We start from the raw sequence: 20,841 nt of genomic DNA, 5'->3' as shown, positions 1-20,841 counted from the left end.
GTAACTCGATAATTCACTCACCAATGGTTTGCAAGTTTACTTGGGTAACTTGACTTCCTAGCTTCCCGGCGAACCCAACCAAGCCGGAGAAACACCGAATGAAGCTCTACACGATCCCGGGATCCTGCTCGCTCGCCCCCCATATCGCGCTCAGCGAGGCCGGGGCGGAATTCGACGCCCTGATCGTCGACGGCGCGAGCAAGCGCGCGGCCGATGGCACGGCCCTCGCGAGCCTCTCGCCCAAGGCGCAGGTGCCGGTGCTCGCGCTCGACACGGGCGAGGTCATCACCGAGAACGCGGCCATCCTCCAGTACATCGCCGACCGCTTCCCCGGTTCGGGTCTCGCGCCCGCGCCCGGCGGCATGGAACGGGTGCGGCTGCAGGAGCATCTGAGCTTCATCGGCTCGGAGCTGCACAAGTCCTTCGGGCCGTTCTTCGCCCCCGAGCCGCCCGAGGGCCGCGCGCGCGACGCGGCGGTGGCCAAGGTCGGGGCCCGGCTCGACCATGCCGAGCGGCTGCTGTCGCATGGCCAGCCCTACCTGACGGGCGAGACCTTCACCGCCGCGGACGCCTATCTCTTCGTCGTCGCGAACTGGTCCGGGCCGACCGGGATCGGCATCGGCGCGCGGCCCAACCTTGCCGCCTTCCTCGCCCGTGTCGGCGAGCGTCCGGCCGTCCGCGCCGCGATGCGCGCCGAAGGCCTGCTGCACTGAGCCAGGCGCGCGCCGGTTGACGCCGGCGCGCGCACGACCGATCCGCATCCGAGGAAAAGATGACCGACGCCAATCACGCGCCACCGGCCGATCCGTCCGCCGATATCGCCGAGATCCTGTCGCTGACCGATGCCTATGCCGCGATGCTGCACCGATGCGACACCGAGGTGCTCGACCGGATCTTCCACCCGCAGGCGGTCTATGCGACCGCGCAGGGCGGCGAACTGCTGCATCGAGACATGCCTGCATACCGCGCCGTCCTGGCGTCGCGGGTCTCGCCCGAGGCGCGTGGCGAGACGGGCGGGTTCACGCTCGAGCGCATCGAGTTCGCCGGTCCCGACGCCGCCATGCTGCGCCTTTCCGGGCGGATGCTGGGCAATGCGTACACCGATCTTCTGTCCCTTCTGCGCATCGATGGCCGCTGGCAGATCATCGCCAAGGTCTTCCACGCCGCGCCGGCCGCCTGAAAGGAGCCCACCATGCCTTATGTGAATATCCGCATCACCCGCGAGGGTGGCACCACGCCCGCGCAGAAGGCCGCGCTGATCGAGGGTGCCACGGCACTTCTGCAGCGCGTTCTCGGCAAGGATCCCGCGACCACATTCGTCGTGATCGACGAGGTGGAGCTCGAAAGCTGGGGCGTCGGCGGCCTTCCGGTCGAGCGCTACCGGGCGCAGCGCCGGGCCGGCTGATCCAAGTGCTGCCCCCGGATTGTTCCGGGGGGCATTCCGCGGCGGTCGCGCGATTCCGGTCTGGCGGGGGCGCGGCGTGACGGCTATCACTGGCGCCCGGGCCGGACGCCTTGCCGCGGGCCCGCAGCGCAGTGGACCGAGGCAGTGGACCGAGCCGCATGACCGAGCCCAGACCGAACCAGTTCGCGCTGCTGCGCAGCCGCAGGTTCCTGCCGCTGTTCCTGGTGCAGTTCCTGGGCGCCTTCAACGACCAGGTCTACCAGAAGGCCTTCGTCGCCCTGATCACCTACCGGCTGGCCGACCAGGTGGGTATTCCGCTGCCGCTGCTGGGGGTGATCGCCTCGGCGCTGTTCATCCTGCCCTTCGCCGTCGTGACGCCGACCGCCGGTCAATATGCCGACCGGGTCGACAAGGCGGTGATGATGCGCTTCGTCAAGGCGTGGGAAATCGTCGTGATGATCCTCGCCGTCATCGGCTACCACACGCAGAATATCTATTTCCTCTATTTCGTCCTGTTCCTGATGGGGGCGCAGTCGGCGGTCTTCGCGCCGCTCAAATACGCCGTGCTGCCGCAGTACCTGCGCCCGCACGAGCTGCTTGGCGGCAACGGGCTGGTGCAGGGCTCGACCTTCCTCGCGATCATCTTCGGCACGATCCTGGGCAACGAGCTGATCCTGACCGAGCAGGGGGTCGCGCTGGTCTCGATCGTCGTCGTGGCCGTCGCCGTTGCCGGCTTCGTGGCCTCGCTGTTCGCGCCCCCCGCGCGCCCGGCGACCCAGGCGGGGCCGGTGGACTGGCTCTTTCCCCGCGCCATCGCGCACCTGATGCGCATGGCGTGGCAGAATCGCCCGGCCTTTCGCGCCATCGTCGCGATCTCGTGGTTCTGGTTCCTCGGGGCGACCTTCCTGTCGCTGTTGCCGGCCTATGCCAAGGAGGAACTGGGCGCCGACGAGAGCGTGCTCACCGTGCTGCTCGCCGCCTTCTCGGTCGGCGTGGCCATCGGCGCGCTCGCCTCGGAGCGCCTGGGCCGGGGCAGGGTTGGCGTCGATCTGCCGCCGGTGGGCGCGCTGGGGCTTGCGGTGATGGCGATCGAGTTGTGGTTCGCGACGCCGTCGCGGGCAAGCGTCGAGCTCCTCGACCGCGCGGCCTTTTTCTCGGACCCGCAGGGCTGGCGGATCGCGATCGACTTCGTGCTGATCGCGGCCTTTGCCGGGATGTATGTGACGCCGCTCAACGCCGTGCTGCAGGCCGAGGCGGCGCCCGACCGGCGGGGCCAGTTCATCGCCGCCTCGAACGTGATGGACGCGACCTTCATGGTCGTCTCGGCCGGGGTCGTCGCCGTCATGGTGGGCCTGGGTCTCGGCACGACCGAGGTGCTGGTGCTGCTGACCATGACGGGGCTGCCGATGTCGGTCCTGGTGGCCCGCTATGCGCCCGGCACGCGTCTGGGGCGCGTTGCGCTTGCGCTCTGGCCGCGGGGGCCGCAATGAGCAAGCGGCCCTTCTGGGAGAAGCCGCTGGGCGCGATGAGCGTGGCCGAGTGGGAATCGCTCTGCGACGGCTGCGGGCGGTGCTGCGTCGTCAAGCTCGAGGACGAGTACACCGGCGAGATCCACTACACCGACGTGGCCTGCCGCCTGTTCGACGACGCGACCTGCCGCTGCGGCAACTACGCGCTGCGCGCCAAGCTGGTCACGGGCTGCGTGGTGCTGACGCCGGCGACCCTGCCCGAGATCGCCTACTGGCTGCCCGAGACCTGCGCCTATCGCCGCCTGCACGAGGGCCGGGGCCTCGCGTCTTGGCACCCGCTGATCTCGGGCGATCCCGACAGCGTGCACCGCGCCGGGATCTCGCTGCGCGGCAAGACGGTCCCGGAATGGGAGGTCGCCGAGGACGAGCTCGAGGATCACGTCGTCGCGCTTCCCTGAGCCGGCGTGGCCTGTCGCGCGGTCTTGCATGGCGGTGGGCCGGGCCCCTTCACAGGCGGAACGCGGCGTTGCATTCTGCGCGCCGGCGCGAGTCCCGCGCCTGCCGCGAGGGATCCGCCAAGCCATGTTCTTTGCTTCCGACAACGCCTCGGGCGTTGCGCCCGAACTGCTGGACGCGCTCGGCACGGCCGCCGCCGGCCACGCCATGCCATATGGCAATGACGACCTGACAAGGGCGGTCGAGGACCGGATCCGCGAGCTGTTCGAGGCGCCCGACGCGCGCGTCTACCTTGTCGGCACCGGGACGGCGGCGAACGCGCTTGCGCTGGGGTGCCTGTCCCCGCCCTGGGGCCGGATCTACTGCCACGACGCGGCGCATATCGAGCAGGACGAGTGCAGCGCTCCCGAATTCTACACGGGCGGCGCCAAGCTGAGCCTGATCGGGGGGCTCGACGCGAAGATCGGCGCCGCGGGGCTGAGCGCGGCGCTTGTCGAGGCCCAGCCGGGCGTCGTCCACTCGGCCCAGCCCGCTGCGCTGTCGATCAGCCAGGCGACCGAGCTTGGCGCGGCCTACACGCCCGACGAGATCGCGGCGCTGTCGCGGCTGGCGCGCGAGGCCGGGCTGCCGGTGCACATGGATGGCACGCGCTTCTCGAACGCGGTCGCGCGGCTCGGCGCCAGCCCGGCCGAGATGAGCTGGCGCGCGGGCGTCGACGTGCTTTGCCTTGGCGCGACCAAATGCGGGGCGATGGCGGCCGAGGCGGTGATCCTGTTCGACCCCTCGCGCGCCTGGGAGTTCGAGCTGCGGCGCAAGCGGGGCGGGCATCTCTTCTCGAAGATGCGCTTCGTGGCGGCGCAGATGCTGGCCTGGCTCGATGACGGCCTGTGGTTGCGCCTCGCGGGTCATGCGAACGCGATGGCGGACCGGCTGGCAGCCGGGATCGCGGCGTCGGGGGCGGCGGTGCTGAACCCGGTGGACGCGAACATGATCTTCGCGCGCATCACCCTGGGCCAGCACCGGCGGCTGCAGGCGGCCGGGGCGCGCTATTATCTGTGGCCCAAGGCCCAACTGCCCGAGGGCGGCGACGAGGCGCCGGTCGAGATCCGGTTGGTCACGTCCTTCGCGACCACGCCGAATGATGTGGACCGCTTCCTCGAGGTGCTGGCAGGATAGGGACGTCATGCGCGAGATCGCCACGCTCCAGCCGTCCTTCGATCCGGGTGCCAGCCGGCGGATCGGGCTCGTCTCGCTCGCCTCGGATGAGGTGTCCTCGGACGAGATCCGCGCCGTGCTCGCGGCCCCGGGCCTCGCGATCCACGAGACGCGGATCGCCAACAGCGACATCATCACACCCGAGAGCCTGCTCGCCATGGCCGAGGGGCTGACCGAGTCGGCAAGCCGGCTGCCCGGCGCCGTTCCCTATGACGCAATCGGCTATCTCTGCACCTCGGCCTCGATGCTGATCGGCGCGGACGGGGTCGCCGCGCGCGTCCGCGCGGCCTGCCCCGGGGCCGCGGTCACGAACCCGATGGAGGCCGGTCTCGCCGCCTGCCGCGCCTTGGGCGCCGCCCGCATCGCGCTCGCGACTCCCTACGTCGCCGAGGTGACCGACGGCATCGCTGCCGCCTTCGAGGCCGGTGGGCTCGAGGTCGTGCGCGCGGCAAGTTTCTTCGTGAACTCGGACACGCGGGTTGCGCGCATCTCGGCCGAAGCGCTGGGGGAGGCGGTGGCCGGGCTCGCAGGCGGCGTCGACGCGGTGTTCCTGTCCTGCACCGCGCTGCGCACCGTGCACCACGTGGCCGCGATCGAGGACCGCGCCGGCGTGCCGCTCGTCACCTCGAACCAGGCGGTGGCATGGCGGCTCGCGCGGCTGGCCGAAGTTACCCCCGCGCCGGGGGCGTGGGGGGTGCTCTGGTCCCGCGGCTGAGGCCGGCGCTCAGCCCGCGCGGCCGAGCGCGATCAGCCGCCGCATCGCCTCGACCCCCAGCGCCGGGCCGATCGCCATGCCCGCCAGCGTCAGCGGCCAGCCGATCGCCCCGGCCACCTGCGGCGTGATCTGCACGGTGACGATGGTCAGTGCGAATCCCAGCGCCGTCTGGAAGGTCATCAGGCTGCCCGCTGCCTCGCGCGGCGCGGCGTCGGCCACGAGCGCCGAGAACTGGGCCGAATCCGGGATCACCGCCACGCCCCACAGCAGCATGATCAGCGCCGTGATCCACACCGGTCCGCCAAAGCTGAGGCCCGCGAGGATCGCCGCCGACCCGCTGGCCATCATCGCCCAGCGCGCGACGCGGGCCTTGCCGACCCGGTCGGCAAGCCGCCCCGCCGGGGCGCAGACCAGCCCGCCGGCCGCGATCGCGCCAAAGGCCACCAGCCGCGCCGCCGAGGTGGGGTCTTCCATGCCAGCAAGCGTGAACGAGGCCGCCGCCGCCGCGCCCGCCCAGGCCCAGAAGGCGTAAAGCTCCCACATGTGGCCGAGATACCCCGCATAGGCGAGCCGCAGGCGCCGGTCGGTCCAGGCGAGGCCGATGACGCCGGGGTCGAAGCGCCCCGCCCGGGCGTGGTATGGCCCGAGCCCGGCGCCAAAGATCGCGAGCCCCCCGACGGCGGCCAGAATCGAGGTGATCGCCACCGTCACCCGCCAGTCCGCGCCGCCGGCAAAGGCGATCAGGTGCGGCGCCGCCGAGCCGATGGTGAGCGCGCCCACCAGAAAGCCCACGAGAAAGCCGCGGTCCCGGGTGCCCCAGCCGACCGCGATCTTCATCCCCACGGGATAGACGCCGGCAAGGCAGGCACCGGTGATGAAACGCATGGCGATCTGGCCCGCGCCGCCCGGCGGCAGGATAGCGAGCGCCGCGTTCGCCGATGCCGCGATCAGGGCCGCGAGCGCGAACACCGCCCGAGGGTCGAACCGGTCGGCAAGCCCCAGCGCCGCCGAGGCGAGCGCGCCGACAACGAAGCCCGCCTGCACGGCGCTGGACAGCGCCGCGGCGGCGTCGGGGCCAAGGGCCGCCTCGGCGACGATCTCGGGCAGGATGGCGGCCGAGACGAACCACAGGCTCATCGCGAAGACCTGGCCGAGCGCGATCAGGGCAATGGCGCGCCGCTTGCCTGACACCGCCACCTCTCCCGCATCCTGCATCGCGTTCCTTCCCGGTGCGCGCCGCGCCGCGCCTGCGCCGTGCCTCAAGTGTCGGGCGTGGCTGTTGCCTCGAAGCCCAGCGACTGGGGCGCGAACTCGTAATGCGCGCCGCAGAACTGGCAGTCGGCGGTGACGCGGCCGTCGTCGGTGGTCATGTGGGCGATGTCCTTGGCCGAGTACTGCGCCAGGGCGCGGACGACGCGCTCGGCCGAGCAGGTGCAGCCGAAGCTCACCGCCTGCGCCGGGTAGACCCGTGGCGTCTCCTCGTGGAAGAGGCGGTAGAGTAACCCCTCCATCGAGACATGGGGGCCGATCAGCTCGTGGGTCTCGACCGTCTCCATCAGGATGGCGGCGCGGCTCCAGTCCTCCTCGCGCGCGCCCATCGCGGCGACGTCGTCGGCGGTCATCAGCCCGTCCTCGCCCGAGGGGGCGTCGGGCGAGCGCCCGCCCGTGCTGGGCAGCTGCTGCAGCATCAGCCCACCGGCGCGCCAGGCGCTGGCGCCGCCCGGCGCGACCTCCTGCGCCGACTCGACATGGAAGCGGGTGGCGAGCTGCTCGGACTGGGCGAAATACGTCTCGGCGCAGGTCGCGAGGCTGCCGCCGGTCAGCGGCGTCATCCCCTGATAGGGCCGCATGTCGGGGCCCTGGTCGATGGTCACGCCGAAGATGCCCTGGCCCAGCAGGTCGAAGGGCGCGCCTTCGGCCGCCCCGACGGCCTCGGGATCGAAGCCCGCGTAGGCGCGCATCCGCGCCGCGCCGCCGGGCTTCTCGGGCGCGAAATAGTCCGTCGCGACCAGCCTGATGGCGCCCTCGCCGCGGATCTGGAGGCTGAACCGCCAGCGCAGCTTGACGGCCTGGCCGATCAGCGCGGTCAGCACGACGGCCTCGGCCACCAGCGCCGCGACCGGCGCAGGATAGCTGTGCCGTCCGAGGATGTGGTCGAGCGTCCCGTCGAGCCGCGCCACCCGGCCGCGGATGGCGGAGCGGTCTAGGCCGAAGGGAAGAATGGTGTCGTCGCCCGGATGGGCGCTCGTGTGGGTCATGGACATGGCGACCACATAATCGCTGTGCGAAGCCCTGAAAAGCCCGTTCCCGCGGCGCCCGCGATCTGGCAGAAGGGCGCCATGAAACGCATCGGCGAACCCTGGGCGCCCGGACGCCCTTACCGCGACCGGCCGGGCGCCTATGTGCTCGCGTTGCGCGGGGGCCGGCTTCTCGCGGTCTGGCAGGACGACGAGCTGCAGCTTCCCGGCGGTGGCATCGACCCCGGCGAGAGCCCGCTCCAGGCGCTGCACCGCGAGGTACGCGAGGAGACCGGCTGGCTGATCGCCGAGCCGCGCCGGATGGCCGCCTTCCAGCGCTACGCCTGGCTGTGGGACTACGGCTACTGGGCCCGCAAGGTGCAGTCGATCTACCTCGCCCGCGCCGTGCGCCGCCTGGGCCCGCCATCCGAGCCGGGCCACGTGCCGGTCTGGCTGAGCCCCGCCGACGCCGCGCGCCACCTGCATGTCGAGGGCGACCGCGAGATGGTGCGCCACGCGATCGCCCGCGACCTGATCTGAGGACCCGCCCGGCGCGCGTGCGCGGGCCACGCCAACCGCTTGAACAGACGCCCGTTCGCTGGCATATTTCACGCGCACTTTCTGCACTGTTGAACTGACCTGTCCGTCCATCGGCCGCAGTCATTCGATAACTTGCTGACTGGGCCACAGCCGCCGCATTCCGCGGGCGGCGAGACTGAACGGGAGAAACTCACATGGCCAATGGCACTGTGAAGTGGTTCAACTCGACGAAGGGTTACGGCTTCATCCAGCCCGCCGACGGCGGCAAGGACGTCTTCGTCCACATCTCGGCCGTCGAGCGCGCCGGCCTCACCGGCCTCAAGGACGGACAGGCGATCACCTACGAACTGATCACCGACCGCCAGGGCCGCAGCTCGGCCGGCGAGCTCAAGCTCGCCTGAACGGGCAGAGCGCCGCGGCGCAGGCCGCTGGCGAAAAGAACAACCCCCGTGGCCCGGCCGCGGGGGTTTTTGCTTGCCCCTCGGGGCAACCCGGTCAGTCCGGCCGCGCCGGCGTGCGACCGGTAATGCACCGGCACCTGATCGCCGGTCGCGGATCCGGGCTCAGTCGAAGATCGACCCCCAGAATTCACGCGCCTTGGCGCCGACCCGGCTGGCATCGCGGCGAGCGTTGTCCATCGCGTGCGAGAAGCTGCGGCTCTCGCGCCGGTCATCGTCCCGGTCGCTGTAGCGGTCGCCGTCGCGATGGCGACCGTAGCGATCGTCGTCGCGGTCGCGGTGCCGGCCATACCGGTCATGGTCGTGGTCGCGATGCCGCCCATAGCGGTCGTGGTCGTGATCGTGGTGCCGGCCATAATTGTCGTCGTGGTGGTGGCCGTAGCCGCGTGCCTTGTCGTGGCCGAGGCCGAGCCCGTTGCCATGCGAGTGGTGCCCGCGCCCGACGGCATGGCCATGGCCGTCATGCCCGTAATCGCCGTGGCCGCGGTGGTCGCGCCCGTAGTCGCCCCGGCTGGCATGGCCGCGCCCATGGTCGCCCCGGTCGGCGTGACCGTGATCGCCGTGGCCGGAATGCCCGCCGCGCCCGCCGCGGCCGCCGCCATGTCCGCCGCCGTGTCCGCCCTTGCCCTTGGCAAAGGCTGCGGTCGCCGTCGCGCTGATGCTTCCGTCCGCGTCGACGACGAGTGAAATGGCCGAGAGGGAGAGGAAGGAACCGATGGCCGCGATGGCTGCACCGCGGAGGATCCGCTGTCGCGTAACGGGAGAGAACGCCATAACCCTGACCTCTTAAAATTACCAAGAGGCGCCGATTACCGCACGAATTTCATCCAGAAAGGGAGAAAAAATCAGAAATGCCCGGAAAGGTTGCGCTTCTTCCGATCTCGCGCGACTTGCAGCGGGCGATTACGGGAACCGCCAGGTGGGCGCGAAGGGGTAAGCCCCCGCAGCCCGGGCCGGGACGCGACCGGCGCTAGGGTCTGAGGCCGGGCGCGGCCGCGACCCCGGCGGCCAGCGCGTTTACAGCACGCCCAGGCACCACCGCACGATTCCCTTTTGCACGTGCAGCCGGTTCTCGGCCTCGTCGAACACCACCGACTGAGGGCCGTCGAACACCTCGGAGGTGACTTCCTCCTCGCGGTGGGCGGGCAGGCAGTGCATGAAGATCGCGTCGGGCTTGGCCCGGGCCATCAGCGCGGCGTTCACCTGGTAGGGCTTGAGCTGGTTGTGGCGCCGGTCGCGCGCGGCCACGTCGTCATGCATCGACAGCCAGGTGTCCGCGATCACGCAGTCGGCGCCCTGCACGGCCTTGGCCGCGTCGCGCTCGAAGGTGATGGTGGCGCCGCCCGCGCGGGCTTCGGCCACGATCGCGGGGTCGGGGTCCAGCGTCTCGGGGCCCGAGATCACCAGCTCGTAGCCGAAGCGCTGGGCGCCATGGATCCAGCTGGCGCAGACATTATTGCCGTCGCCGGTCCAGACCACCTTGGCGCCGCGGATCGGGCCCTTCTTCTCCTCGTAGGTCATCACGTCCGCCATGATCTGGCAGGGATGCGAGCGGTTGGTCAGCCCGTTGATCACGGGCACCGAGGCGGCCGAGGCCATCTCCTCCAGCGTCTCGGGCTGGAAGGTGCGGATCATGATCGCGTCGACATAGCGCGACAGCACGCGGGCGGTATCGGCCACGGTCTCGCCATGGCCGAGCTGCAGCTCCGAGCCCGACAGCACCATGGTGTGCCCGCCCATCTGCCGGATGCCGCAGTCGAACGAGATGCGGGTCCGGGTCGAGGGCTTCTCGAAGATCAGCGCGACCATGCGGTCTGCTAGCGGCTGCTCGGCGTCCGGGGTCAGCCGCGGCAGCCCCGCGCGCGCATCCTTGAGCGCCTGCGAGCGGTCGAGGATGGCGCGCAGGTCGTCGGCGGGCACCTCGTCGAGGTCAAGGAAATGCGTCATGCCGTGCGCTCCCGCACCGCCGCCAGCGCCACGCCCAGCCGGCGAACGCCCTCGGCCAGGTCCTCGTCGGGGGTGTTGAGCGGCGGCAGGATGCGCACCACGTTGTCGCCGCCCGGCACGGTTAGCAGATGCGCCGCGCGTCCGGCCTGCACCACGTCGCCGCAGGCGAAGCCCTCGCGGATGCGGATGCCCAGCATCAGGCCCTCGCCGCGGATCTCGTCGACGATGTCGGCATGCTCGTCGGCCAGCTCGCTCAGGCGCTGGTTGAGGAAGCCCGCCTTGCGCCGCACCTCGGCGAGGAACGGCTCGTTGGCGATCTCGTCCATCACGGCGAGCCCGACCGCACAGGCCAGCGGGTTGCCGCCATAGGTGCTGCCATGGGTGCCCGCGACCATGCCCGAGGCCGCGTCCTCGGTGGCGAGGCAGGCGCCCAGCGGGAAGCCACCGCCGATGCCCTTGGCCACGGCCATGATGTCGGGGGTGATGCCCGCATGCTCGTGCGCGAAGAGGGCGCCGGTGCGGCCCATGCCGCACTGGATCTCGTCGAGGATCAAGAGAATGCCGTGCGCGTCGCACAGTTCTCGCAGGCCGCGCAGGCACTGCTTGGGGACCGGACGGATGCCGCCCTCTCCCTGGATCGGCTCGATCAGGATCGCGGCGGTCTTCGGCCCGATGGCGGCGTGCAGCGCATCGTGGTCGCCGAAGGGCAGGTGCACGAAGCCGGGCAGCAGCGGGCCGAAGCCCTTGGTCAGCTTCTCGGCCCCGGCGGCCGAGATGGTCGCCAGCGTGCGCCCGTGGAACGAGCCCTCGAAGGTGATGATCTCGTGGCGGTCCTCGCCCTTGGCCGAGAAGTGCTTGCGCGCGGTCTTGATCGCGCACTCCATCGCCTCGGCGCCCGAGTTGGTGAAGAACACCGTGTCGGCGAAGGTCGCATCGACCAGCCGTGCCGCCAGCGCCTTCTGCTGCGGGATCTCGTAGAGGTTCGACAGGTGCCACACGCGTCGGGCCTGTGCCTCCAGAGCTGCGACGAGCTTCGGATGGGCATGGCCGAGCGCGTTGACGGCAATGCCGGCGCCGAAGTCGAGATAGGTCTCGCCTCCGGTCGTCGTCAGCCATGCGCCCTCGCCCCGCTCGAATTCGAGCGGTGCCCGTGCATAGGTTGGCATCACGGGCGAGATCACCGGGCGGTCCCCCTCTGGTTCGCGCGTTACGGCGCGGTTGAAAAAGCAAAGGCGCCCCATCTGGCCGATTGGCGGGGGCGCGTGGGCCGGATTTATCGCGCAGCGCCCGCGTCAAGTCAATCGGACGGGAGCGGGCCGCGCGCCTCGCGGCGGCCTTGCGCTGCGGCCTCGCGCGGCCCTGGCCGGAGGTGGTGGACGGCCGCGCCCCAGGGGCTAGACTGGCGCCGCCGGACAAAGCTACCGGCGCTCAGGCCACGGGGGGACAAGGCGATGGAGATCATGCAGGCGGGCGCGCGACCGACGCGGCGGGCCTCGGCCGAGTATTTCACCGGCACGGTCTGGCAGGACCCGGTGATCGACGCGCCCGATCCCGCCCGGGTGATGGCGCTGCGCGTGGCCTTCGAGCCCGGCGCGCGGACGCACTGGCACACCCACCCGCTGGGCCAGACGTTGCACGTGTTGTCGGGGGTGGGGCGCGTCCAGGCCGAGGGCGGTCCGGTCGTCGAGATCCGCCCCGGCGACACGGTGTGGATCCCGCCCGGAAAGCGCCACTGGCACGGCGCGGCGCCCGACTGCGCAATGGTCCACCTCGCGATCCAGGAGCGCGAGGGCGCCCGCGCGGTCGACTGGTTCGAGCCGGTGAGCGAGGCCGACTATGCCCGCGCGCCGGGCGGGATGCCGGGCTGACGCGCGGCCTGCGCGGCGCCGATGTCAGGCGCCCATGCCCGGGCAATGCTGAGAATGTGGAGTGAAGATGCGAGCGCCCGGAGGCCGGCCTGCCTCAACACTTGCGCGCCCCGTGCTTACTCCGGGCGCTCGCTGATCGCCTGCCCGCGCGTCCACCCCGCGCGGCGGGCGATTTACGCGATACTCAGAGCGAGCGGCAACTGCCGCTGCTGATGCGCGCGGCCGGTGCCGTCGCGTTCTTGCTGGCGAGCGTCAGGCTGAAGTCGCCATCCAGCCCGGTCGCGATCTCGCGGTTCCAGCCCGAGCAGCGCATCTGGCCGACCCTGATGCCGTCGGGCCCCTGGCTGAACTCCTCGGCACAGACCAGCGGCAGATCGGGCTCTCCGGTGCCGGGCGTGCGCAGGGTGTAGCAGCGCCCTCCATCCGGATCGTAGCCGGCCTGCTGGGCCATTCCCTCGGTCCGGCAGGTCTCGCGCGGGTCCGAGACGAGGAAGAACTCCTCGAGGAAATCCTTGACCGGCGCGCCCGACGCGACGCGCAGCTCGGCCGACTGCTCCTGGCACAGCAGCGCGTTGGGCGGCGGGTCGATGCGCACCGCGGCGGCGCTCAGGACCATCGGAGCCGGCGCGCTTGCCGGCGCGGCAGACTGGGCGGCCGCGCGTTCGGAGGTCGGTGCATCGAAGGTGACGCGGTCATAGCCGGTTGCGATCACGGCCGCTGCTGCGACGACGATGGCGATCCCGAGTGAATAAGACGTATCCATGTTCCGGCTCCGTGCCCTCGAGAGGATCCAGCGGTCATGCAGGCCGCGAAACGGCCCGCTTGAATCGTTTCCCCAGTCTCGCACGACATCCTGAACAGCGGGTCAACACGCCGGATGACTTCCGGGTTAGCCGGAACGCGGACTGGTCAACGCGGCAATCGAGGCGACCAGTAAGCTACACCCAGACGCTTCACTCAGCCGCCCCTGGCGGCGTCGGCGTCATCGAAATCCTTCCGGGATCAACGGTCACGCACAATGACCTCTTCACCCGTTCCATAACCTGAAGTGTTGCCCTTAATTGAGTGTTAATCAACAGAAAGCCACGAACTGCTCCAGATTCGTGCGTAATGTCCCGATTCAATGCTTGGGGGCATAAGATGATTCCACCCGGCATCAATCACCGGGAGAGCGACCTCTGCGGGGCTCGCCATTTTGGCGATGACGGGCGAATCACTGCGACTCACCCGCGTCGCCGCGCCGGATCGCCACCCACGCGCTGCGGGCCGAACCAAAACCTTTCGCGAACCCTGCATTATTCTGGCACGCCCGCGCGGTATTTGGCGGCAGCGCGTCAACAAAGTTTCAGATCGCGGGGTTACTCTGTTTAAGCTCGCAGATCTTGAAGTGTCGAATTTCAGTGGGGGTGGATAATGGCTCGGGGCGGTAAAGGCGGTGGCGGCGGCAATGGTGGCGGCGGCCAGGGCGGTGGCGCCATCACCGGCAACAAGCGCGACAATTACCTGGCCGGCACGGCCGCGGACGACACCATTCTGGGCGAAGGCGGCAACGACACGCTGCTCGGGCTCGACGGAAACGACACGCTCGACGGCGGCACCGGCCACGACACGCTCGACGGCGGCAGCGGCGACGACATCATCTCGGGTGGCGACGGCGACGACACGGCGCTCTTCGCCGGAAGCTACGACGACTACGTCTTCGAGCAGGTCGACGCCACGACCGTCCGCATCATCGACGCGGCGACCGGCGAGACCGACCTCGTCACCGGCGTCGAGAACTTCGCCTTCGCCGATCAGACCCGCACGCTGGCCGACCTCTACCGCGGGCCGGACCTGGCGGCGGCAAGCCTGGCGGTGAGCAGCGTCACCTGGTCGACCGGGGACGTGATCGACTTCGACTGGCTGGTCGCCAATATCGGCGACCTTGCAGCGGCGAGCACGACCGCGGGCATCTACCTGTCGACCGATGCCGAGGTCACGACCGACGACATCCTGCTGGTGCTCGATCCCGCGAGCGGCACGCTTGGCCCGGGCGCGGACGCCGCGATGAGCGCGAGCTTCGCCGTCGATGCGGGGCTGGCGGCGGGAACCTACTACCTGGCGGCGATCGCCGACCCGGGCGACGCGCTGGCCGAAGGCGACGAGACCAACAATGCGACCCAGCCGGTCCAGATCACCGTGGCCCACACGCCCGCACCCGATCTTGTGGTGACGGCGAGCACGCTGACCGACACCTCCTGGGCCGATGGCGACGGCTACCAGATCCGGTTCACCGTCACGAACCAGGGCGACGCCGCCAGCGGCGTGTTCCTCAACCGGGTCTATGTCTCCGAGGACGAGGTGCTCGACGCGGGCGACCTGGCGCTTTCGGCCTCATCGGGCTCGCTCGCAGCCGGTGACTCGCAGGAGTTCATCGCCAATCGCGGCGTCGTCGGCCTGGTCGCGCCGGGCGACTATTACCTGCTGGTCAGCACCGACGACAACGGCGGGGTCGCGGAAAGCAACGAGGCCAACAACGTCACGACCATCAGCCAGTTCACGGTCCTGCCGCTCGATCCGCCGAACCTGCAGATCGACCAGTCCACCCTGCGTGACACCGAATGGACCGACGGCACCACGCCCTTCATCAACTGGCGGGTCGAGAACACCGGCAACACCGCCGTGCCGGCGACGACCACGGCGCTCTACCTTTCGACCGACGCGACGCTCGACGCCTCTGACCTGCTGCTCGACACGCGGTCGCTCCAGTCGCTGTCGGGCGGGCAGTATTACTACCAGTACGCCGATTTCACGGTACCCTCGGGCCTCGCCTCGGGCAGCTACTACGTCTTTGCGACCGCCGACGCCGGCGGCGTGCTCGCCGAGAGCGACGAGGCCGACAACGTGCGCATGCTGGGGCAGGTGACGATCGCGGACCCCGCGAACCTGTCGGTCAGCGGCGTCGTCGCCGACGATAGCGACTGGGCGGCCGGCGAGACGGTCACGATCTCGTGGAGCCTCGACAATGACGGCGGCGCCACGGCCGGCGCCAGCACCACATCGGTCTACCTGACGGCGGACGGCACGGTCGGCAGCGGCGCGATCCTGCTTGGCCAGGTGGCGGCATCCTCGGTCTCGACCGGCGGCTCGGCCACACAGGTGCTGGTGATCGACACACCCGCCGGCGTCGCGCCCGGAAGCTACCAGATCGCGGTGGTGAGCGACGCGTCCAACGCGGTCGCCGAGGCGGACGAGACCGACAACACCGCGCTTTCGGCCTCGGTCACCATCGCCGACCCCACGATCTACGGCACCGAGGGCGACGATGTCCTGACTGGCACCGCAGGCGCCGACATCATCGAGGCGCTGGGTGGCGACGACGTCCTGGTCTGGACGCCGGGCGGCGATCTGCTGAGCGGCGGGGACGGTTTCGACACGGTCGATTTCTCGGGCCGCACCTCCTTCGTCGAGGTCTATGCCTACAACTTCGTCGACGGTGTCGCCGTCTCTTACACCACCGCCGAGGGCGATATCCTCGCGGATGTCGAGGGGCTGATCGGATCGGCCTTCGACGACTTCTTCGACTTCGCCTATTCCGGCGGCCCGGTCAGCGTCGACGGCGGTGAGGGGGCCGACCAGATCGCGACCGGCGAATTCGCCGACATCGTGCTGGGCGGCGGTGGCGGCGACGTGATCTGGGCCGGCTCGGGCGACGACATGATCGATGCGGGCGAGGGCGACGACCTTGTCGCCGCGGCCCTGGGCGACGACGCGATCTGGCTCGGGGGCGGCGCCGACACCGTCTATTTCGTGCGCCGCGAGGGCGGCGCCACCGGGGAGGGTCATGACACGATCGGCGATTTCGATCCCCTCGCGGACATCATCTACATCGAGTACGAGATCGGCGATCCAGTCCCGGACATCTTCGGCAGCCTGGTCGACACGGCCGAGGGCGTGCGCATCGACTACGCTCTCGACAGTTCGATCCTCGTTCATGGCGTGACGGCGGCCGACCTCGATGCGGCGAACCTGATCGTGGCCGAACAGGGCAGCGGGGGCATCTTCGTCTAGGCACCGGGCGCGCTCCGGCCGGCGCCGCGCGGTCCCCGCGGCGCTCTGCGCTCACCACGGGCTCGGCCGCGGGCCCTGCCGGAAGGTGATGGTGTCGCCGCTGCCGAGGCCGACCGCGGGCACGCCGATGCGGCCAATGCCGCCGCCGCCCGCAAAGGTGAGGCGGGGAAAGCGGAAGGCGGTCTCGGCCGTCCCGTAGCCCGGATCCCAGCGCAGGCCTGTCCGCACGCAGGAGGCGGGTCGCCCGAGCAGGCGTGCGGATTCCTCGTACCGGAGCATGAAGCCGAGATTGCCGACCACGCGCCGCCCGCCGACGAACAGGGCGCCGGCGCGGATGACGTCCTCGTTGCGCAGGATCGAGAGGGCGGATTGCCGGTCGGTGGTCCATGCGCCGCAGGCGACGACCTCGCCCTGGCGGTCGACGACCTTGCCCACCGCCGTGATGCCACCGCCCGAACTCCACTCGCCGCCGCCAACGGCGAAGTCTCGCGTGATCACCTCGTCGAGCGCAGGCGGAAGGGGGGCAGCGCAGCCGCAAAGCGCGAGGGTCAGCACCAAGGCGACACGGCGGGCGAAGGGTTTGCGGTTCATCCTGCCTCCGTAGGGCCCCGGCCGATCCGGCGCCGCCGAGGCCCGCAAGGCCTCGCGGGACCGGCGCCAGGAACGCTTGCAGGCCCGAGCATAGCGGCTGCCCGCGCGCGCTCCAACACCGCCAGAGCCGGGCAGGCCGCCGCACCACGATGGCGCGGGCCCCTCGGCCCGCCTTGCTCACCCCTGCTCGGTGTCGAGCCAGATCGTCACCGGCCCGTCATTGACCAGCGCGACCTTCATGTCGGCGCCGAAGCGTCCGCGCTCGACGGGAATGCCGTGTCCCTGCAGCTGCGTCATGAAGTGCTCGTAGAGGCGCTCGCCGTCCTCGGGTGCCGCGGCGCTGGAAAAGCCCGGCCGGTTTCCACGGGTCTCGGCTGCCAGCGTGAACTGGCTCACGACCAGCGCGGAGCCGCCGATGTCCTGGACCGACCGGTTCATGCGGCCTTCGTCGTCGCGGAAGATGCGCAGCCTGGCGACCTTGCGCGCCAGCTTCTCGCTCTGCGCCTCGGTGTCGTCGCGCATCGCGCAGACGAAGACCACCAGCCCGGGGCCGATTTCGCCGACGATCCGGGCATCCACGGTCACGCTGGCCTGCGAGGTTCTCTGGATCAGCGCGCGCATCGGGCCCCTCGCGGTCTTGGTCGATGGGGCGATGTGTGGGGCGGTGGCGCGGGAGGAGTCAAGCCGCACGGGTGCGGCAAAACTCGTGGCGGCGTGAGGCGTGCCGTGCCAGGGACCTTGCCGTCGCACGGTGCGACCGGTCCCCACGGCGCGAAAGACCGTGGCGCAAAGGGTCTTGCGCCACGGCAGGGGGGCGAGCCCTAGAGTTCGACCTCCCAGGACTTGAAGCTCAGCTTCGCTGTCGTGGGCCCCGCGTCCGCGATCTTGCGGATGTTGGCCCAGGTCTGCTTGTAGTTCGGCAGGATCAGCTCGTTCACGCCGCCGTTGATCACGTTGCCCTGCGCGCCCGACGGCGCGCCGAACAGCATGAACGTCTCGTTCCTGCGGGCGGTCGGCTCCAGATAGACCATCGCCTGGGTGGCGCCGACGTCGTTGTGGACCTCGACCATGTCGCCGTTCTTCACTCCCAGCTCGGCCGCGTCGTCCGGGTTGATCTGGATGAAGGGCAGCGGGAAGCGGTCGATCACGAAGTCGTTGTCCTGGTCGAGGAACCAGTTCTGCCAGTTGAGGTTCGACCGGCCGTTGTTGATCAGGAAGCGGAAGTTCGCCTGCTGCTGTGCCTTGCCCGGCGCCTCGAGCCCGCGCCACGCGCCGAGGCAGAACAGCGCCTTGCCGTCCTCGCGCCCGTGCCGGGTAAAGACCCCGTCGGTGTAGAGACGCGGGGTGCCCACCAGCTTGCCGTCGGCAAAGCCCGTGACCGGCTCCTGCACGCCGTTGTTTCCCATGGCGCGCAGCCGCTCGTAGGTCACCTCGGGGTTGCCCGAGTTGTAGCCGTCCATGAAGGCGTCTTCCTCGGTCTGCCAGTCATAGCCGGCGAACTGCGCGGCATACTCGGCCCGGCCGTCCTCGGTCAGCACACGCTCGAGGTGGTTGGCCAGGCGCGCGGCGATCAGGCAGTCGGGCATCGCCTGACCCGGGCCGTCCATGTACTTCTCGACCAGCCTCAGCCGCCGCTCGCCGTTCATCGAGGTCAGGTTCATCTCGCCCGATTCGACCGCCGGCAGGATGACATGCGCGGCCTGGCCGATCTGGCTGTGGATGATGTCCACGTTCACCGAGAACAGGCCGCCTGCGCGGATCGCGCCCTCGATGGCGTCGACCAGCTGCTCGCGCGTGGCGCCGGCGGATGCGTCCATGGCCTCCTTAACCATGTTGGTGCGCCGGTTGTATTCGCGCTTGAAGACGCTCGCGTTGAGCGTGGTCTTGTAGTGATCGCAGGCCCAGACGTGGTGCACCCGGCCGCCACCCTGGATCAGGATCTGGTCGAAATACGGCGCGGGCCGCCCGACATGGCCGTCGCCCGGGCGGAAGTAGCCCTCCTGGTGCCCGCCCAGGCGGCAGACGCCGCCGCCCTCGCGCCCGATGTTGCCGCAGGCCAGCCCAAGGTTCACCAGCGCGCCGATCGTGCGGTAGTTGTCGTTGCCCCAGATGATGCCCTTCTCGTAGGCGATGATCGCCTTGCGCCGGCTGCCGTCATCATTTGGCTTCGCATACCACTCGGCCGCCTTGATGATGTCGGCCTCGGGCACGCCGCAAATCCCGGCGGCATCGGCCGTCGAGATCCGCACCGCCTGAAGCGCATCCTCGAAGGACCCCAGCGCCGCCGGGTGCGCCGCATCCTCGCCGACCGCGATGCCGTTGCGGAAGGTGGACGCGTCGATGAACGCGCGGTCAACCCAGCCCTGGTCGGCGACATGGGTGAGGATCGCGTTGAAGAGCGCGAGATCCGTGCCCGACTTCGGCTGAAGGTGCAGCACGTTCTCCGCCCCCGCCGCCTCCTCGCAGGCGTTGACGCTCACGGTGCGGCGCGGGTCGACGATGACGACCTTCGCGCCGTTCTGCATCCCCGGCACCATATGGTTCAGGAACAGGTTCGTCTGCGTCTCGAGCGGGTTCGCGCCGACCAGCATGATCGTGTCGGTCAGCGTGTAGTCCGCATAGGCATAGTTCAGTTCGTCCACGCCCATGTCGCGCGAGGAGTGGACCTCCGAGTTGTAGGCGGGCCGGTTGTGGATGCGGCAGTTCCTGACCTTCATCGACCCGAAGTAGAGCTTGCCGGTCCCCCAGGTGTTCTCGTATCCGCCCGCGCTGCCGCCGTGGTCGAACATCGACACGTAGAGGTCGTCCTCGTCGTCCTTGTCGATGAACCGGGCGGTGACCCGCGCCACCAGGTCGAGCGCGTCGTCCCAGGTCGTCGGCTGCCAGGTGCCGTAGCGCCAGACCAGCGGGTCGGTGAGGCGCTGCTGCTGGGTGCCGGTGACGTCGGAGCGGCGGTTCTCGGCCATGCGGGCGCCGCGGATCGACCCGAGCCCCGAATTCACCACGCAGTTCGTGTCGGGCTTGATCACCAGGTGCACGTCGCGGCCGTTCTGCTTGACCACGTTGTACATCGAGGGCGCGTACCACGCCTCGGTGTCCATGGGCTGCTGCTCGCTCAGGTCGACGCCGAACTTGTTCTCGGCCGGTGCGGTGCCGCCCTGCCGGTTGAGCGGCCATGTATAGGCCTTGTAGCCGCAGCCGACGATGCAGTAGTGGCAGGTGACGTTGTGTTCTTTCGCGTCCGCCGGGATGATCGGGAGACGGTCGGTATAGCGCTTGTAGGTCATCGTCCTTGCTCCCTCACGATTCCAGCACGTTCGACAGGCGGCCATAGATCAGCTCGTCCACGCCCTCGGCATGGATGTCGCCCTTGTCGTCGACGCGCAGCAGGAACTGCGGGAGGTTCTGGGTCGCATGCCCCCAGGTCTGCTGGCCCGCCGCCTCGCAGTCGAAGCGCGAGTAGTGGCCGGGGCAGTTCAGCGTCTTGTCGCCGGGGTTGTAGGACAGAAGCCAGCCCTTGTGCGGACACAGCACCGAGAAGGCGACGATGTCTCCGTCAGGCCCGACGCCACCATCGACCGGCGTCCCCAGCTTGAGCAGCACGCCCGGGCTCTCGGCATCGGGATAGGCGATGTCGAGCGGCTCGTTGACCGCCAGGTCGCTCACATTCGCAAGCCGGTTCGACGGGTAGTCGACCCGGGCGAGACCGCGCGCCCTGGCTTGTCCGGCGGGCAGAACGGTTGCGGCCGCCGCCCCGGCGGCGCCGGCAAGGCCGCCGCGCAGGAACTGGCGACGGCCGGCATCGACCATGCGCTTGCACTTCATGACTGGACTCCTCCCCTGGAAATGTTTTGAGCAGGGTAGTCCAAGTCACGGGCCGGGTACGGACG

Annotated in this window: 21 protein-coding genes; 11 read left to right on the top strand and 10 right to left on the bottom strand. The window is 70.0% G+C overall.

Annotated features, from left to right (window positions below; all coding sequences use genetic code 11):
* Nucleotides 1-98: 98 nt before the first annotated feature.
* The 7 genes from H0I76_RS12125 (at nucleotide 99) to H0I76_RS12095 (ending at nucleotide 5,260) form a co-directional block, all read left to right on the top strand.
* Nucleotides 99-713, top strand: a complete 615-nt coding sequence (locus H0I76_RS12125) for a glutathione binding-like protein (RefSeq protein WP_200610149.1) — start codon at nucleotides 99-101, stop codon at nucleotides 711-713.
* 59 nt (nucleotides 714-772) lie between these two features.
* A complete protein-coding gene (locus H0I76_RS12120) occupies nucleotides 773-1,180 on the top strand; it encodes a nuclear transport factor 2 family protein (RefSeq protein WP_200610148.1) in 408 nt (135 codons plus the stop codon).
* Nucleotides 1,181-1,192: 12 nt separating this feature from the next.
* Nucleotides 1,193-1,405 (top strand): tautomerase family protein, encoded by a 213-nt coding sequence (locus H0I76_RS12115; protein ID WP_200610147.1) that lies wholly within the window; start codon nucleotides 1,193-1,195, stop codon nucleotides 1,403-1,405.
* A gap of 158 nt (nucleotides 1,406-1,563) precedes the next feature.
* The gene (locus H0I76_RS12110) at nucleotides 1,564-2,895 is read left to right on the top strand and encodes an MFS transporter (RefSeq protein ID WP_200610146.1); all 1,332 of its coding nucleotides are present in this window, start codon (nucleotides 1,564-1,566) and stop codon (nucleotides 2,893-2,895) included.
* On the top strand, nucleotides 2,892-3,332 hold the full coding sequence (locus tag H0I76_RS12105; RefSeq protein ID WP_200610145.1) for a YcgN family cysteine cluster protein: 441 nt from the start codon (nucleotides 2,892-2,894) through the stop codon (nucleotides 3,330-3,332). The genes H0I76_RS12110 and H0I76_RS12105 overlap by 4 nt, the downstream gene beginning before the upstream one ends.
* 124 nt (nucleotides 3,333-3,456) lie before the next feature.
* Entirely contained in the window at nucleotides 3,457-4,506 is a 1,050-nt protein-coding gene (locus H0I76_RS12100) for a threonine aldolase family protein (RefSeq protein WP_200610144.1), read from the top strand.
* A 7-nt stretch (nucleotides 4,507-4,513) separates the two neighbouring features.
* Entirely contained in the window at nucleotides 4,514-5,260 is a 747-nt protein-coding gene (locus H0I76_RS12095; RefSeq protein WP_200610143.1) for a maleate cis-trans isomerase family protein, read from the top strand.
* A 9-nt stretch (nucleotides 5,261-5,269) separates the two neighbouring features.
* Here H0I76_RS12095 and H0I76_RS12090 read toward each other — a convergent pair whose 3' ends face one another.
* A complete protein-coding gene (locus H0I76_RS12090; RefSeq protein WP_200610142.1) occupies nucleotides 5,270-6,475 on the bottom strand; it encodes an MFS transporter in 1,206 nt (401 codons plus the stop codon).
* Between the two features lie 44 nt (nucleotides 6,476-6,519).
* Nucleotides 6,520-7,524, bottom strand: a complete 1,005-nt coding sequence (gene hslO, locus H0I76_RS12085; RefSeq protein WP_325166445.1) for an Hsp33 family molecular chaperone HslO — start codon at nucleotides 7,522-7,524, stop codon at nucleotides 6,520-6,522.
* A gap of 75 nt (nucleotides 7,525-7,599) precedes the next feature.
* Between hslO and H0I76_RS12080 the strand changes: the two genes are divergently transcribed.
* The gene (locus H0I76_RS12080) at nucleotides 7,600-8,037 is read left to right on the top strand and encodes an NUDIX domain-containing protein (protein ID WP_200610141.1); all 438 of its coding nucleotides are present in this window, start codon (nucleotides 7,600-7,602) and stop codon (nucleotides 8,035-8,037) included.
* Nucleotides 8,038-8,231: 194 nt separating this feature from the next.
* Nucleotides 8,232-8,438, top strand: coding sequence for a cold-shock protein (locus H0I76_RS12075; protein WP_200610140.1), 207 nt, complete (start codon nucleotides 8,232-8,234; stop codon nucleotides 8,436-8,438).
* A 162-nt stretch (nucleotides 8,439-8,600) separates the two neighbouring features.
* Here the strand turns inward: H0I76_RS12075 and H0I76_RS12070 are convergent, their stop codons facing one another.
* The 3 genes from H0I76_RS12070 to H0I76_RS12060 form a co-directional block, all read right to left on the bottom strand.
* A complete protein-coding gene (locus H0I76_RS12070) occupies nucleotides 8,601-9,269 on the bottom strand; it encodes a hypothetical protein (protein ID WP_200610139.1) in 669 nt (222 codons plus the stop codon).
* Nucleotides 9,270-9,512: 243 nt separating this feature from the next.
* Nucleotides 9,513-10,442, bottom strand: coding sequence for an ornithine carbamoyltransferase (gene argF, locus H0I76_RS12065; RefSeq protein ID WP_200610138.1), 930 nt, complete (start codon nucleotides 10,440-10,442; stop codon nucleotides 9,513-9,515).
* Nucleotides 10,439-11,608: an aspartate aminotransferase family protein gene (locus tag H0I76_RS12060; protein WP_234455285.1), complete on the bottom strand. Its 1,170-nt coding sequence runs from the start codon at nucleotides 11,606-11,608 to the stop codon at nucleotides 10,439-10,441. The genes argF and H0I76_RS12060 overlap by 4 nt, the downstream gene beginning before the upstream one ends.
* Before the next feature lie 285 nt (nucleotides 11,609-11,893).
* Here H0I76_RS12060 and H0I76_RS12055 point away from each other — a divergent pair, with 285 nt between their 5' ends.
* Complete coding sequence (locus H0I76_RS12055) at nucleotides 11,894-12,310, top strand: (R)-mandelonitrile lyase (protein WP_200610136.1); 417 nt, start codon at nucleotides 11,894-11,896, stop codon at nucleotides 12,308-12,310.
* Between the two features lie 184 nt (nucleotides 12,311-12,494).
* Here H0I76_RS12055 and H0I76_RS12050 read toward each other — a convergent pair whose 3' ends face one another.
* Nucleotides 12,495-13,073, bottom strand: coding sequence for a hypothetical protein (locus H0I76_RS12050; protein ID WP_200610135.1), 579 nt, complete (start codon nucleotides 13,071-13,073; stop codon nucleotides 12,495-12,497).
* 650 nt (nucleotides 13,074-13,723) lie between these two features.
* On the opposite strand from H0I76_RS12050, the gene H0I76_RS12045 reads away from it, so the two are divergent.
* Nucleotides 13,724-16,360: a CARDB domain-containing protein gene (locus tag H0I76_RS12045; protein WP_200610134.1), complete on the top strand. Its 2,637-nt coding sequence runs from the start codon at nucleotides 13,724-13,726 to the stop codon at nucleotides 16,358-16,360.
* Nucleotides 16,361-16,411: 51 nt separating this feature from the next.
* On the opposite strand, the gene H0I76_RS12040 is transcribed toward H0I76_RS12045, so the two are convergent.
* The 4 genes from H0I76_RS12040 to H0I76_RS12025 form a co-directional block, all read right to left on the bottom strand.
* Nucleotides 16,412-16,951, bottom strand: coding sequence for a hypothetical protein (locus H0I76_RS12040; protein WP_200610133.1), 540 nt, complete (start codon nucleotides 16,949-16,951; stop codon nucleotides 16,412-16,414).
* 177 nt (nucleotides 16,952-17,128) lie between these two features.
* Nucleotides 17,129-17,572: a D-aminoacyl-tRNA deacylase gene (dtd, locus tag H0I76_RS12035; RefSeq protein ID WP_200610132.1), complete on the bottom strand. Its 444-nt coding sequence runs from the start codon at nucleotides 17,570-17,572 to the stop codon at nucleotides 17,129-17,131.
* 200 nt (nucleotides 17,573-17,772) lie between these two features.
* Complete coding sequence (locus H0I76_RS12030) at nucleotides 17,773-20,238, bottom strand: arsenate reductase (azurin) large subunit (RefSeq protein ID WP_200610131.1); 2,466 nt, start codon at nucleotides 20,236-20,238, stop codon at nucleotides 17,773-17,775.
* 13 nt (nucleotides 20,239-20,251) lie between these two features.
* Entirely contained in the window at nucleotides 20,252-20,776 is a 525-nt protein-coding gene (locus tag H0I76_RS12025) for an arsenate reductase (azurin) small subunit (RefSeq protein WP_200610130.1), read from the bottom strand.
* Nucleotides 20,777-20,841 lie beyond the last annotated feature (65 nt).

This window comes from Thermohalobaculum xanthum (assembly GCF_016623495.1).
In the GTDB taxonomy this organism is placed as follows: domain Bacteria; phylum Pseudomonadota; class Alphaproteobacteria; order Rhodobacterales; family Rhodobacteraceae; genus Thermohalobaculum; species Thermohalobaculum xanthum.
The sequence above is the reverse complement of the archived record's forward strand: the minus strand, read 5'-3'. Positions and strand labels throughout refer to the sequence as shown.

What these genes read in the sequence shown, in the direction of transcription:
- H0I76_RS12125 (WP_200610149.1), top strand. Translation starts at nt 99, where the DNA reads ATGAAGCTCTACACGATCCCGGGATCCTGCTCGCTCGCCCCCCATATC.
- H0I76_RS12120 (WP_200610148.1), top strand. Translation starts at nt 773, where the DNA reads ATGACCGACGCCAATCACGCGCCACCGGCCGATCCGTCCGCCGATATC.
- H0I76_RS12115 (WP_200610147.1), top strand. Translation starts at nt 1,193, where the DNA reads ATGCCTTATGTGAATATCCGCATCACCCGCGAGGGTGGCACCACGCCC.
- H0I76_RS12110 (WP_200610146.1), top strand. Translation starts at nt 1,564, where the DNA reads ATGACCGAGCCCAGACCGAACCAGTTCGCGCTGCTGCGCAGCCGCAGG.
- H0I76_RS12105 (WP_200610145.1), top strand. Translation starts at nt 2,892, where the DNA reads ATGAGCAAGCGGCCCTTCTGGGAGAAGCCGCTGGGCGCGATGAGCGTG.
- H0I76_RS12100 (WP_200610144.1), top strand. Translation starts at nt 3,457, where the DNA reads ATGTTCTTTGCTTCCGACAACGCCTCGGGCGTTGCGCCCGAACTGCTG.
- H0I76_RS12095 (WP_200610143.1), top strand. Translation starts at nt 4,514, where the DNA reads ATGCGCGAGATCGCCACGCTCCAGCCGTCCTTCGATCCGGGTGCCAGC.
- H0I76_RS12090 (WP_200610142.1), bottom strand. Translation starts at nt 6,475, where the DNA reads ATGCAGGATGCGGGAGAGGTGGCGGTGTCAGGCAAGCGGCGCGCCATT.
- hslO (WP_325166445.1), bottom strand. Translation starts at nt 7,524, where the DNA reads ATGTCCATGACCCACACGAGCGCCCATCCGGGCGACGACACCATTCTT.
- H0I76_RS12080 (WP_200610141.1), top strand. Translation starts at nt 7,600, where the DNA reads ATGAAACGCATCGGCGAACCCTGGGCGCCCGGACGCCCTTACCGCGAC.
- H0I76_RS12075 (WP_200610140.1), top strand. Translation starts at nt 8,232, where the DNA reads ATGGCCAATGGCACTGTGAAGTGGTTCAACTCGACGAAGGGTTACGGC.
- H0I76_RS12070 (WP_200610139.1), bottom strand. Translation starts at nt 9,269, where the DNA reads ATGGCGTTCTCTCCCGTTACGCGACAGCGGATCCTCCGCGGTGCAGCC.
- argF (WP_200610138.1), bottom strand. Translation starts at nt 10,442, where the DNA reads ATGACGCATTTCCTTGACCTCGACGAGGTGCCCGCCGACGACCTGCGC.
- H0I76_RS12060 (WP_234455285.1), bottom strand. Translation starts at nt 11,608, where the DNA reads ATGCCAACCTATGCACGGGCACCGCTCGAATTCGAGCGGGGCGAGGGC.
- H0I76_RS12055 (WP_200610136.1), top strand. Translation starts at nt 11,894, where the DNA reads ATGGAGATCATGCAGGCGGGCGCGCGACCGACGCGGCGGGCCTCGGCC.
- H0I76_RS12050 (WP_200610135.1), bottom strand. Translation starts at nt 13,073, where the DNA reads ATGGATACGTCTTATTCACTCGGGATCGCCATCGTCGTCGCAGCAGCG.
- H0I76_RS12045 (WP_200610134.1), top strand. Translation starts at nt 13,724, where the DNA reads ATGGCTCGGGGCGGTAAAGGCGGTGGCGGCGGCAATGGTGGCGGCGGC.
- H0I76_RS12040 (WP_200610133.1), bottom strand. Translation starts at nt 16,951, where the DNA reads ATGAACCGCAAACCCTTCGCCCGCCGTGTCGCCTTGGTGCTGACCCTC.
- dtd (WP_200610132.1), bottom strand. Translation starts at nt 17,572, where the DNA reads ATGCGCGCGCTGATCCAGAGAACCTCGCAGGCCAGCGTGACCGTGGAT.
- H0I76_RS12030 (WP_200610131.1), bottom strand. Translation starts at nt 20,238, where the DNA reads ATGACCTACAAGCGCTATACCGACCGTCTCCCGATCATCCCGGCGGAC.
- H0I76_RS12025 (WP_200610130.1), bottom strand. Translation starts at nt 20,776, where the DNA reads ATGAAGTGCAAGCGCATGGTCGATGCCGGCCGTCGCCAGTTCCTGCGC.